Below are 11,669 nucleotides of genomic sequence, written 5' to 3'. Positions count from 1 at the left end.
TTCAGCCCCGCCCCTCCGCCTTCTGCACCAGCTTGAGCATGGTCGCGATCGTGATCGAGCTGAAGGTGGCGCGCGCGATCTGGTCGATCTCGGTCAGCACCTGGCCGACCGCGCGTTCGGCGGCGGCGATCTCGTCGCCGTCGTCGTGGTGGGGGCTGGACGAGATGTCCTCGAACTGCTCGATCACGTCCATCAGCGTCAGCCGGCGCGCGTTGGCGGCGAAGCGGTAGCCGCCGCCAACGCCGCGCACCGACTCGACCACGCCGGCTCGCGCCAGCTCGGCCAGCACCTTGGCCAGGTGGTGGGCCGACACGCCGTACTTGGTGGCGATCTCCGAGGCCGGGATGTGCCGCTGCGGATCGGCTGCGAACTCCAGCACGCTGTACAGCGCCAGCAGGGTGTTGACCTGCAACTTCACCGGCGCACCCTCGCGGCCGGCGGCACGTCCATCTCGAGCGGGATCATGCGCGCGGCCATCATGCCCTGGCTGCGGAAGAACGACAGGATCAGCGTGTTGTCGCTCGACAGCAGCGTGCGCAGCTGTCGCACCCCCGCTGCGCGCAGCGCGTCGCACAGCGCACCGATCAGGCGCGTGCCGATGCCGGCCTGGCGCACGCGCGGGTCGATGTCGATGGCGAACACCCAGCCGCAGGGCGGCGAGCCGAACTCCCAGTCACGGACCTCGCCGATGAGGAAGCCGACCACCTCGTGGCCGGCCACGGCCACGAGGAACCAGCGCTGCTCGCCGCGCGGCGCATGGCCGTAGCGGCGATAGATGCGCTCCCAGTAGTTGCGCTTCTCCAGCCCGGTGACGGTGGCATCGATGGCGATCACCTGCTCCAGGTCGGCGCGGCGCACGGCACGCACGGTGACGGCGCCGGAGCTCGGCGGGATCGGTGGCGGCGGGCGGCGCCGGGCCACTGCGCGCGGGGCCGCCGGGGGTTTGTTTCGGGTAGCGATGGGGACACTCCGGGAAAGCTTATGCCAGATCAAGGAATTACGGCATCAGCCTACCAGAATGCCCTGCACTGTGGCGATTCCGTTCAGCCGCAGGTTCAAACACAGGAGACAAGGCAATGGGCATGTTCAGGTTCAACCGGGCGCTCGCCCGGCAGGTGGCGGGCGCGACGCTCGCCGTGTGCGGTCTGGTGGGCTTCGGCGCCGCCGGCGCGCAGGAGCCGATCCGCATCGGCACCTTCCTCTCGGTCACGGGGCCGGCGGCGTTCCTCGGTGACCCCGAGCTCAAGACGCTGGAGCTGTACGTCGACCGCATCAACGCCGAAGGCGGCGTGCTGGGCCGCAAGCTGCAGCTCGTCTCCTACGACGACGCGGGCGACGCCGAGAAGGCGCGCACCTTCGTCAAGCGCCTGATCGAGCAGGACAAGGTCGACGTCATCGTCGGCGGCTCCACCACCGGCGCCACCATGGCGGCGGTGCCGCTGGCCGAGCAGTCGTCCACGCCCCTCATCTCGCTGGCCGGCGCCGTGACCATCGTCGAGCCGGTCAAGAAGTGGGTGTTCAAGACCCCGCACACCGACCGCATGGCGTGCGAGAAGATCTTCGTCGACATCAAGGCACGCAAGATGAGCAAGGTCGCCCTGATCTCCGGCAGCGGCGGCTTCGACAAGTCGATGCGCGCCGAGTGCGTCAAGGTCGCTCCCAAGTACGGCATGGAGCTGGTGGCCGACGAGACCTACGGCGCCACCGACACCGACATGACCGCGCAGCTCACCAAGATCAAGGGCAGCGGCGCGCAGGCGGTCCTCAACGCCGGCTTCGGCCAGGGCCCGGCCATCGTCACCCGCAACTACCGGCAGGTCGGCCTGACCCTGCCGCTGTACCAGTCGCACGGCGTGGCCTCGCGCGAGTACATCAAGCTGTCCGGCCCCGCCGCCGAAGGCGTGCGCCTGCCCGCTGCCGCGCTGCTGGTGTCCGACATCCTGCCGGCCGAGGACGCGCAGAAGCCCGTGGTGGTCAACTACCGCAAGGCCTACGAGGACAAGTTCAAGTCCGACGTGTCCACCTTCGGCGGCCACGCGTACGACGGCCTGATGATCGCCGTCAACGCGATCAAGGCGGCCAAGTCCACCGACAAGGCCAAGGTGCGCGACGCGATCGAGGCGACCAAGGGCTACGTCGGCACCGGCGGCGTGGTGAACATGTCGGCCACCGACCACATGGGCCTGGACCTCACGGCATTCCGCATGCTCGAGGTCAAGGACGGCAACTGGTCCCTCGTCAAGTAACGCGGCCCGGCTGAAGGAGGACCGCAGCATGAGCGCTGCCTGGCTCCAGTTCATCGCCAGCGGCCTGACCGCGGGCGCGATCTACGCCCTGGTGGCGCTCGGCTTCGCCATCGTGTTCAACGCCAGCGGCGCGATCAACTTCGCGCAGGGCGAGTTCGTGATGGTCGGCGGCATGAGCGCGGTCAGCTTCCTGGCCATGGGCCTGCCGCTGCCGCTGGCGATCCTGCTGGCGGTGGCGACCTCGGCGATCGTGGCGCTCCTGATCGAGCGCATCGCGATCTCGCCGGCGCGCAACGCCAGCACCGTCACGCTGATCATCATCACCATCGGCGTGGCGCTGTTCCTGCGCGGGCTGGCCCAGCTGGTCTGGGGCAAGGGCGTGTTCCGGCTGCCGGGCTTCTCCGGCGAGGATCCGATCGCCTTCTTCGGCGCCACCCTGATGCCGCAGAGCCTGTGGGTGATGGGCGGCGCCGCGCTGGCGGTGCTGGCGCTCGGCGCCTTCTACGGCCGCACCCTGACGGGCAAGGCCATGCTGGCCACCAGCTACAACCGGCTGGCGGCGCAGCTGGTGGGCGTCAACACCCGCGCGGTGCTGTTCGCCAGCTTCGGGCTCGCGGCGGCGCTGGGCGCCATCGGCGGCGTGCTGATCGCGCCGATCGCCTTCACCTCCTACGACGCCGGGATCATGCTGGGCCTCAAGGGCTTTGCCGCTGCCATGCTCGGCGGCCTGGGCAGCTTCGCCGGCGCGGTGGTCGGCGGCGTGGTGCTGGGCCTGCTCGAGGGCCTGGGCGCCGGCTTCGTTTCATCGGCCTACAAGGACGCCATCGCCTTCGTGGTGATCCTGGCCGTTCTCTTCTTCCTTCCCGGAGGGCTGCTCGGTGCACGCCACAGCGACCGTGTCTGAACCCGTGGCCGCGCGCCACTGGGCCGCGCATCCGCGCAGCGGGGGCACCCTGCTGCTGGCGCTGGTGGTGGCCTTGCTGCCGCTGGCGATGCCCAACAACTACGCCTACGACGTCGCCATCCAGGTCGCGCTCAACGGCATCGTCTGCATCGGGCTCAACCTGCTGATCGGCTATGCCGGCCAGATCAGCCTCGGGCATGCCGGCTTCTTCGCACTCGGCGGCTACGCCAGCGCCCTCATCGCCTCGCGCTGGGGCGTGCCGGTGTGGCTGGCCATCCCGGGCGCCTGCCTGGCCGTCGGCGCGCTGGCCTACGTGATCGGCCGCCCGACGCTGCGCCTGAAGGGCCACACGCTGGCCATGGCCACGCTCGGCCTGGGCGTGATCATCTCGATCGTGCTGACCACCGAGGACCGCATCACCGGCGGCCCGGACGGCATGTCGGTGCCGCCGCTCGCGCTGTTCGGCCTGGCGGTCCAGGGCGAGAAGGCCTGGTACTGGATCAGCGGCGCGCTGCTGGTCGCCACCGTGTGGCTGGCGCTCAACCTGATCGATTCTCCCAACGGCCGCGCGCTGCGCGCCCTGCACGGCTCCGAGATCGCCTCGCAGACGCTGGGCGTGGACAGCGCCCGCTTCAAGCTGCAAGTGTTCACCTTGTCGGCGGTGCTGGCCGCCCTGGCCGGCGCGCTGGCGGCGCATTACGCCGGCTTCATCACGCCGGCCAAGTCCTCCTTCCTGCACTCGGTGGAGCTGGTGATCATGGTGGTGTTCGGCGGCATGGCCTCGGTGTTCGGTGCCGTCATCGGCGCCGCCGTGCTCACCATGCTGCCGCAGGTGCTCACCGTGCTGAAGGACTACGAGATGATGGTCTTCGGCGCCGTGCTGGTCGCCACCATGGTGCTGTTCCCGGAAGGCCTGGTGCCCAGCATCGCGCGCCGCTGGGCGGGGAGGAAGGCATGACCTTGCTGCACGTCAGCGGGCTGTCCAAGTCCTTCGGCGGCGTGCACGCCGTGGCCGACGTCGACATGCACATCCAGCAGGGTGCGGTGCATTCGGTCATCGGCCCGAACGGCGCCGGCAAGACCAGCCTGATCAACATGCTCAGCGGCGTGTACCGCCCGAGCACCGGTGCCATCCGTCTCGACGGCGTCGACCTGGCCGGCCAGCCGGTGCACCGCTTCGCCGCCGCCGGCATCGGGCGCACCTTCCAGAACCTGCAGGTGTTCTTCAACATGACGGCGCTGGAGAACGTGATGACCGGCCGCCACCTGCGCGAGCGCTGCTCGCTGGCGGCCTCGCTGCTGCGCACCCGCTCGCTGGTGCGCGCCGAGGCCGAGTGCCGCCAGCTCTCGCGCGAACTGCTGCGGCTGGTCGGCCTGGCCGGCTACGAGGACACGCCCTCCGATGCCATGCCCTACGGCGCGCTCAAGCGGCTGGAGATCGCCCGCGCCCTGGCGGCGCAGCCGCGGCTGCTGCTGCTGGACGAGCCCGCCGCCGGCCTGAACGCCACCGAGGCGCGCGAGATCGACGCGCTGATCCAGCGGCTGGCCGAAGGCGGCACCACCATCGTGCTGGTCGAACACAACATGGCCCTGGTCATGGAAGTGTCCGACCACGTGTTCGTGATGGACCACGGCCGCAAGCTGTCCGAGGGCACGCCCGAAGAGGTCTCGCGCGACCCGCGCGTGATCGAGGCCTACCTCGGCAGCGAGGCCGCCCCCGCCGAAGCCCTTGCGGAGGCCGGCCATGCTTGAAGTCGACCAGCTCCAGTCGAAGTACGGCCGCATTCCGGCGATCGACGGCGTCAGCCTGCGCGTGGATGCCGGCGAGCTGGTGGCCCTGGTCGGCGCCAACGGCGCCGGCAAGACCACGCTGCTGCGCGCCATCTCCGGCGTGCAACCGGCCAGCGGCGGGACTATCCGCTTCGAAGGCAAGGACCTGGCGCGGCGGTCGGCCCGCCAGCGGGTGCAGCTGGGCATCGTCCAGGTGCCCGAAGGCCGGCAGGTGTTCGGCCCGCTGTCGGTGGAGGACAACCTGCAGCTCGGCGCCTTTGCGCGCGGCGACTCCGCCGACGTGGAACCGATCTACGAGATGTTCCCGGTGCTGCGCGACAAGCGCCGGCAGCCGGCCGGCAACCTGTCGGGCGGCCAGCAGCAGATGCTGGCCATCGGCCGCGCCCTGATGGCCCGGCCGCGCCTGCTGCTGCTGGACGAGCCCGGCATGGGCCTGGCCCCGCGCCTGGTCGCCGAGATCTTCTCGCGCATCGCCGCGCTGAGGAAGCTGAGCACCACCATCCTGCTGGTGGACCAGAACGCCCGTGCCGCGCTCGGCGTCGCCGACCGCGGCTACGTGATGGAGACCGGCCGCATCGTGCTGGCGGGCGCCGCCCGCGACCTGCTGGCCGACCGCGCGGTGCAGAAGGCCTACCTCGGCGCCGCCGCCTGAACCCCCAAGGAAAGAGAAGGACCATGAAACCCAGCCTGCAACCCGGCCTGCGCCACACCGCGCGCTTCGAAGTCACGCGCGACCGCACCATCGACTTCATGGGCGAGAAGGCCCGCGTCTACGCCACGCCCATGCTGGTGCGCGACGTCGAGGTCGCCTGCCGCGAGCTGCTGCTGCAGCACCTGGACGCCGGCGAGGACTCGGTCGGCACCCGCGTCGAGCTGGACCACACCGCCGCCACGCTGCAGGGCATGGCCGTGACGCTGGAGGTGGAACTCACGGCGCTCAAGGGCCGCGCCGCCACCTTCACCATCACGGGCAGCGACAGCGTCGAGCCGATCTGCCGCGCCACCCACCACCGCTTCATCGTCGACGTGGGCACCACCGAGCAGCGGCTGGCCGCCAAGGCGGCCAAGGCGGGGCTGGCATGAGCGTCGCCAAGCCGACCGCGCCGGGCACGGAGGTGTTCGTGTGACTGCCCAGGTCGCCACCCGCAAGGTTCCGACCTACTGCTACCAGTGCGTGGCCGGGCCGGACCTGCTCACCGTCAAGGTGCAGGGCGGCGTGGCGACCGAGGTCGAGCCCAACTTCTGTGCCGCCGAGGTGCATCCCGGCGGCGGCAAGGTGTGCGTCAAGGCCTTCGGCCTGATCCAGAAGACGTACAACCCGAACCGGGTGCTCACGCCGATGAAGCGGACCAACCCGCGCAAGGGGCGCGACCAGGATCCGGGCTTCGTGCCGATCTCCTGGGACGAGGCGATGGGGCTCATCGCCGACAAGCTCAACCAGGTGCGTGAAGAGGGCCTGACCGACGAATCGGGCTATCCCAAGGTCGCGGCCAGCTTCGGCGGCGGCGGCACGCCGCAGTCCTACATGGGCACCTTCCCGGCCTTCCTGTCGGCCTGGGGACCGGTGGACATGGGCTTCGGCTCGGGCCAGGGCGTCAAGTGCTACCACTCCGAGCACCTGTACGGCGAGTTCTGGCACCGCGCCTTCATCGTGGCGCCCGACACGCCGCTGTGCAACTACCTCATCTCCTGCGGCACCAACATGGAGGCCTCGGCCGGCGTCGCCGGGATCTGGCGCCACTCGCGGGCCCGGGTTCGCGGCATGAAGCGGGTCCAGGTCGAACCGCACCTGTCGATCACCGGTGCCTGTTCGGCGCAGTGGGTGCCGATCAAGCCCAAGACCGACGCCGCCTTCCTCTACGCGCTGATCCAGGTGATGCTGCACGAGGCGCGGCGCGACCGCCTCGACCTCGAGTTCCTGCGCAAGCTCACCGGCTCGCCCTACCTGGTCGGCCCCAACGGCTACTTCCTGCGCGAGCGCGACTCGAAGAAGCCGCTGGTCTGGGACGAACTGCGGGGCGCCGCCTGCCCGCACGACACCCCGGGCATCCGCGAGGCGCTGGAAGGCGCCTACACGGTGGACGCGGTCGAGATCGGCCCCGATGGCGACGTGCTGGCCGAGGGCGCGCTGGAAGGCCAGACCGCCTTCACGCGCATGGTGGACCACATGCGCGGCTACACGCCCGAGTGGGCCAGCGGCGTGTGCGACGTGGACGCCGGCACCATCCGCCAGATCGCCAACGATTACCTGGACCACGCCTGCATCGGCCAGACCATCGAGATCGACGGCGTGACCATGCCCTACCGCCCGGTGGCGGTCACGCTCGGCAAGACCGTGAACAACGGCTGGGGCGGCTACGAGTGCTGCTGGGCCCGCACCATGCTGGCCACCCTGGTCGGCGCGCTGGAGGTGCCCGGCGGCACCATCGGCACCACCGTGCGGCTGGCGCGCCCGATGTCGCAGCGGCTGGAGAGCGTCAAGCCCGGCCCCGACGGCTTCATGCACTTCGGCCTGAACCCGACCGACAAACAGAACTGGTCGGCCAAGCCCAACATCCGCAACGCCTACCGCACCATGGTGCCGCTGGCCAGCGACGGCCCCTGGAGCCAGGCGCTGGGGCCCACGCACTTCTCGTGGATGTTCCTGGACCAGACGCCCGCCGGCCTGCCACGCGTCACCCTGCCGGAGGTCTGGTTCTTCTACCGAACCAACCCGGCCATCTCGTTCTGGGACACGGCGGCGCTGGCGCAGAAGATCGCGCGCTTCCCGTTCGTGGTGGCCTTCGCCTATACGCACGACGAGACCAACCACTTCGCCGACGTCCTGCTGCCCGACGCGATGGACCTGGAGAGCCTGCAGCTGATCCGCATCGGCACCACCAAGTTCATCGAGCAGTTCTGGGAGCACCAGGGCTTCGCGCTGCGGCAGCCGGCGGTGGCACCGCGCGGGCAGGCGCGCGACTTCACCGACATCGCCACCGAGCTGGCCGCGCGCACCGGCCTGACCGCCAAGTACGTGGCCGCCATCAACAAGGGCGCCGCCGGCGTGCCGCTGAAGAACCCGCACGCCGACTTCTCGCTGCCGACGGACCGGGTCCCCGAGCTGGACGTCATCTGGGACGCGGTGTGCCGCGCGGCCAGCGCCGAAGTCACCGACGGCCGGGAGATCCACGGCCTCGACTGGTGGAAGGAGCACGGCCTGGCCACCAAGCCGTTCCCGCGCAAGGACTGGTACCTGTACCCGACCATGGTCGAGCGCGGCATGCGCTTCGAACTGCCCTACCAGGAACGCCTCGCCCGCGTCGGCGCCGAGCTCGGCCGCCGCCTGCACGAGAACGACATGCACTGGTGGGACGAGCAGCTCAAGGAATACCAGGCGCTGCCGCCCTGCAAGGACTTCGGCGCGCCCTGGATCGCCTCGCTGCGTGCCGATGGCGGCAAGCCGGAGGACTACCCGTTCTGGTTGCTCACCGCGCGCAGCATGCAGTACGCCTGGGGCGGCAACGTGGGCGTGCAGATGATCAAGGAAGTGGCCGACAACATCGCCGGCCACAAGGGCCTGATCATCAACTCGAAGACCGCCGAGCGGCTGGGCATCGCCGAGGGCGACCGGGTGGAGATCGCCACGCCGCACCGCCGCGTCAGCGGCCTGGCCGTGCTGCGCCAGGGCATCCGGCCCGACACCCTGCTGGCCATCGGCCAGTTCGGCCACTGGAACACGCCGCTGGCCAAGGACTTCGGCGTCCCGAGCATGAACGCGCTCACCTCCATGAAGATGGAGCTGACCGACGCCACCGGTTCGGGCGCCGACATCGTGCGCGTCTCGCTGCGGCGCGGCAAGGGGGCCGCATGACTCGCTGGGCCATGGTCGCGGACCTGCGGCGCTGCGTCGGCTGCCAGACCTGCACCGCCGCCTGCAAGCACGCCAACGCCACCCCGCCCGGGGTGCAGTGGCGGCGCGTGCTGGACATCGAGATGGGCGAGTTCCCCAACGTGCAGCGCGCGTTCATCCCGATGGGCTGCCAGCACTGCGACGAGCCGGCCTGCGTGGCCGTGTGCCCCACCACCGCCACGCGCAAGCGCGAGGACGGCATCGTCACCATCGACTACGACCTGTGCATAGGCTGCACCTACTGCACGGTCGCCTGCCCCTACCAGGCCCGCTTCAAGACGCCGATCGGCAAGTTCGCCTACGGCGACACGCCGACCGAGAACGAGGCCTTCCGCGAGGACGAGGCGCGGCGCGAGGTGGCGACCAAGTGCACCTTCTGCGTCGAGCGCATCGACACCGGGCTGGAGAAGGGCCTCAAGCCGGGCGTGCACCCGGAGGCCACGCCCGCCTGCGTCAACGCGTGCATCGCCGAGGCGCTGGCCTTCGGCGACATCGAGGATCCGGAGAGCAACGTGTCGCAGCTGCTGGCGCGCAACGAGCACTTCCGCATCAACGAGGAGGCCGGCACCGGCCCCGGCTTCTTCTACCTGTGGGACCGCAAGCGGGAGGAGCCATGAACGCCAAGCACCTGCAGAAGCTGCAGCCGTACTGGGACTGGCGTGCCGCCGGCAACTTCATCTGCGGCGGCGCCGGCGCCGGCCTGGCGGTGGTCACCACCATGCACGCGATGGACACGCCCGGCGCGCGCTGGATCGTCGCCGCCGCGCTGGCACTGGTGGGCCTGGGCCTGTTCAGCGTCTGGCTGGAGATCGGCCGGCCGTGGCGCGCGCTCAACGTGTTCATCCACCTGCGCACCTCCTGGATGTCGCGCGAGGCCGTGGCCGCGGTCGTGCTGTTCCTGCTGGGCAGCGGGCTGGTCGCGGGCATGCACTGGCGCGCCTGGCCCACCGGCATCGCCGCGCTGGTGTTCCTGTACTGCCAGGCCCGCATCCTGCGCGAAGCACGGGCCATTCCCGCCTGGCGCGCGCCGCTGACGCTGCCGCTGGTGATGCTGACCGGGCTGGCCGAAGGCATCGGCCTGTTCTGGCTGGTCGCCGCCTGGCTGCAGCCGGCCGCCTTCCTCGCGCTGCCGCTGGCCGGCATGCCGATCGTGCGCTGGGCGCTGTGGCTGGTCTGGCGCCGCAAACTCGAGGGCCGCGCGTCGCCGGTCGCCCTGCGCGCGCTGGATCGCAACGGCCGGCTGCTGCTGTGGGCCGGCACCGTCGCCCCGGTCACGCTGGCCGCGCTGGGCACGAGCGGCTGGCTGCCGCCGATCGCCAGTGCCGCCGTGATGGCGCTGGGCGGCCTGCTGGTGGCTGCCGGCGGCGCCGCCTTCAAGTTCTGCCTGGTCACCCGCGCATCGCACCACATGGGCTTCTCGATCCCGCGCATGCCGGTGCGGGGGGTGCCGCGGGCCGCATCCACCTGACGACAACGATAGAAGGACGAGAGACAACGCCATGGACGTCGCCACCCCCACCGCCACCAGCCGCGACCAGCGCTACCTGCACGCCGAACTCGAAACCATGTCGCGCGAGCAGCTCGCCGCGCTGCAACTGCGCCGCCTGCGCGACACGCTGGAGAACGCCTACGCCAACGTGCCGGCGGTCCGGCGCAAGCTCGACCAGGCGGGCGTGCGCCCCGGCGACGTGCGCCGGCTGGAGGACGTGGCCATGCTGCCCTTCACCCAGAAGTCCGACCTGCGCGACAACTACCCGTTCGGCCTGTTCGCCCGCCCGATGGAGCAGATCACCCGCGTGCATGCCTCGTCGGGCACCACCGGCAAGGCCACCGTCGTCGGCTACACCCAGCAGGACCTGGACAACTGGGCCGACCTGGTGGCTCGCTCGCTGTACGCCGCCGGCGTGCGGCCGGGCGACATCGTGCACAACGCCTACGGCTACGGCCTGTTCACCGGCGGCCTGGGCGCGCACTACGGCGCCGAGCGGGTCGGCGCGACGGTGGTGCCGATCTCCGGCGGCGCCACCGAGCGCCAGGTCGACCTGATCCGCGACTTCGGCGCCAGCGTGCTGTGCTCCACCCCGTCCTATGCGCTGGCCATCGCCGAGGTCGCCGAGCAGCAGGGGGTGGACCTGCGCCAGAGCCGGCTGCGCGTGGGCATGTTCGGCGCCGAGCCCTGGAGCACGGCCATGCGCAGCGAGATCGAGTCGCGCATCGGCCTGCGGGCGATGGACATCTACGGCCTGTCCGAGATCATGGGCCCGGGCGTGGCCTGCGAGTGCGAGCACCGCAACGGCCTGCACGGCTGGGAGGACCACTTCCTGTTCGAGGTGATCGACCCCGAGACCGGCACGCCGCTGCCCGAGGGCCAGGCCGGCGAGCTGGTGATCACCACCCTGACCAAGCAGGCGCTGCCCATGCTGCGCTACCGCACCCGCGACATCACCCGGGTCACGCGCGAGCGCTGCGACTGCGGCCGCACCCACGCGCGCATCCTGCGCATCACCGGCCGCAACGACGACATGCTGATCATCCGCGGCGTCAACGTCTATCCCTCGCAGATCGAGGCGGTGCTGGTCGGCCGCGAGCGGCTGGCGCCGCACTACCAGCTGGTCGTCACGCGCGAAGGCATCCTGGACGAGGTGGCGATCGAGGTCGAGGCCCTGCCCGGCGTGCCGGCCGGGGACTTCGCCCGGGTCGGCAAGGACCTGGCCCACCAGGTGAAGGTGCACGTCGGCATCTCCACCCGCGTCACGGTGCTGGAGCCGGGTCGCATCGCCCGCTCGCAGGGCAAGGCCGTCCGGGTGCGCGACCTGCGGCCCAAGGGGGACTGACC

General features: G+C 70.8%; 12 protein-coding genes. 10 read left to right on the top strand and 2 right to left on the bottom strand.

Translation table 11 applies throughout. The features are described 5' to 3' along the window. Window position 1: 1 nt before the first annotated feature. Window positions 2-418 (bottom strand): Rrf2 family transcriptional regulator, encoded by a 417-nt coding sequence (locus VEC03_RS16525; RefSeq protein WP_324917548.1) that lies wholly within the window; start codon window positions 416-418, stop codon window positions 2-4. After that, window positions 415-867: a GNAT family N-acetyltransferase gene (locus tag VEC03_RS16520; RefSeq protein WP_324917544.1), complete on the bottom strand. Its 453-nt coding sequence runs from the start codon at window positions 865-867 to the stop codon at window positions 415-417. Before VEC03_RS16520 ends, VEC03_RS16525 begins: the two co-directional genes overlap by 4 nt. 215 nt (window positions 868-1,082) lie before the next feature. Between VEC03_RS16520 and VEC03_RS16515 the strand changes: the two genes are divergently transcribed. The 10 genes from VEC03_RS16515 to VEC03_RS16470 are packed head-to-tail and all read left to right on the top strand — an operon-like array spanning window position 1,083 to window position 11,667. Next, a complete protein-coding gene (locus VEC03_RS16515; protein ID WP_414708512.1) occupies window positions 1,083-2,246 on the top strand; it encodes an ABC transporter substrate-binding protein in 1,164 nt (387 codons plus the stop codon). A 28-nt stretch (window positions 2,247-2,274) separates the two neighbouring features. Next, window positions 2,275-3,150: a branched-chain amino acid ABC transporter permease gene (locus VEC03_RS16510; protein WP_324917538.1), complete on the top strand. Its 876-nt coding sequence runs from the start codon at window positions 2,275-2,277 to the stop codon at window positions 3,148-3,150. Beyond that, window positions 3,143-4,108 (top strand): branched-chain amino acid ABC transporter permease, encoded by a 966-nt coding sequence (locus tag VEC03_RS16505; protein WP_324917535.1) that lies wholly within the window; start codon window positions 3,143-3,145, stop codon window positions 4,106-4,108. The genes VEC03_RS16510 and VEC03_RS16505 overlap by 8 nt, the downstream gene beginning before the upstream one ends. Next, window positions 4,105-4,902, top strand: a complete 798-nt coding sequence (locus VEC03_RS16500) for an ABC transporter ATP-binding protein (RefSeq protein WP_324917532.1) — start codon at window positions 4,105-4,107, stop codon at window positions 4,900-4,902. Before VEC03_RS16505 ends, VEC03_RS16500 begins: the two co-directional genes overlap by 4 nt. Then, window positions 4,895-5,593, top strand: coding sequence for an ABC transporter ATP-binding protein (locus VEC03_RS16495; protein WP_324917529.1), 699 nt, complete (start codon window positions 4,895-4,897; stop codon window positions 5,591-5,593). The genes VEC03_RS16500 and VEC03_RS16495 overlap by 8 nt, the downstream gene beginning before the upstream one ends. A gap of 23 nt (window positions 5,594-5,616) precedes the next feature. Next, window positions 5,617-6,024 (top strand): thioesterase family protein, encoded by a 408-nt coding sequence (locus tag VEC03_RS16490; RefSeq protein ID WP_324917526.1) that lies wholly within the window; start codon window positions 5,617-5,619, stop codon window positions 6,022-6,024. Window positions 6,025-6,064: 40 nt separating this feature from the next. Then, complete coding sequence (locus tag VEC03_RS16485) at window positions 6,065-8,794, top strand: molybdopterin-dependent oxidoreductase (RefSeq protein ID WP_324917523.1); 2,730 nt, start codon at window positions 6,065-6,067, stop codon at window positions 8,792-8,794. Next, window positions 8,791-9,450: a 4Fe-4S dicluster domain-containing protein gene (locus VEC03_RS16480; protein WP_324917520.1), complete on the top strand. Its 660-nt coding sequence runs from the start codon at window positions 8,791-8,793 to the stop codon at window positions 9,448-9,450. Before VEC03_RS16485 ends, VEC03_RS16480 begins: the two co-directional genes overlap by 4 nt. Beyond that, the gene (locus VEC03_RS16475) at window positions 9,447-10,301 is read left to right on the top strand and encodes a DmsC/YnfH family molybdoenzyme membrane anchor subunit (protein WP_324917517.1); all 855 of its coding nucleotides are present in this window, start codon (window positions 9,447-9,449) and stop codon (window positions 10,299-10,301) included. The genes VEC03_RS16480 and VEC03_RS16475 overlap by 4 nt, the downstream gene beginning before the upstream one ends. Window positions 10,302-10,332: 31 nt before the next feature. After that, entirely contained in the window at window positions 10,333-11,667 is a 1,335-nt protein-coding gene (locus VEC03_RS16470) for a phenylacetate--CoA ligase (protein WP_324917515.1), read from the top strand. The last annotated feature ends 2 nt before the right edge of the window (window positions 11,668-11,669 follow it).

The sequence above is a fragment of the Ramlibacter sp. genome (assembly GCF_035627355.1).
Taxonomy (GTDB): Bacteria; Pseudomonadota; Gammaproteobacteria; order Burkholderiales; family Burkholderiaceae_C; genus Ramlibacter.
The sequence above is the reverse complement of the archived record's forward strand: the minus strand, read 5'-3'. Positions and strand labels throughout refer to the sequence as shown.

Excerpts from the sequence above, each read along its gene's own strand:
- VEC03_RS16515 (WP_414708512.1), top strand. The coding sequence starts at position 1,083 with ATGTTCAGGTTCAACCGGGCGCTCGCCCGGCAGGTGGCGGGCGCGACG.
- VEC03_RS16510 (WP_324917538.1), top strand. The coding sequence starts at position 2,275 with ATGAGCGCTGCCTGGCTCCAGTTCATCGCCAGCGGCCTGACCGCGGGC.
- VEC03_RS16500 (WP_324917532.1), top strand. The coding sequence starts at position 4,105 with ATGACCTTGCTGCACGTCAGCGGGCTGTCCAAGTCCTTCGGCGGCGTG.
- VEC03_RS16495 (WP_324917529.1), top strand. The coding sequence starts at position 4,895 with ATGCTTGAAGTCGACCAGCTCCAGTCGAAGTACGGCCGCATTCCGGCG.
- VEC03_RS16490 (WP_324917526.1), top strand. The coding sequence starts at position 5,617 with ATGAAACCCAGCCTGCAACCCGGCCTGCGCCACACCGCGCGCTTCGAA.
- VEC03_RS16480 (WP_324917520.1), top strand. The coding sequence starts at position 8,791 with ATGACTCGCTGGGCCATGGTCGCGGACCTGCGGCGCTGCGTCGGCTGC.
- VEC03_RS16475 (WP_324917517.1), top strand. The coding sequence starts at position 9,447 with ATGAACGCCAAGCACCTGCAGAAGCTGCAGCCGTACTGGGACTGGCGT.
- VEC03_RS16470 (WP_324917515.1), top strand. The coding sequence starts at position 10,333 with ATGGACGTCGCCACCCCCACCGCCACCAGCCGCGACCAGCGCTACCTG.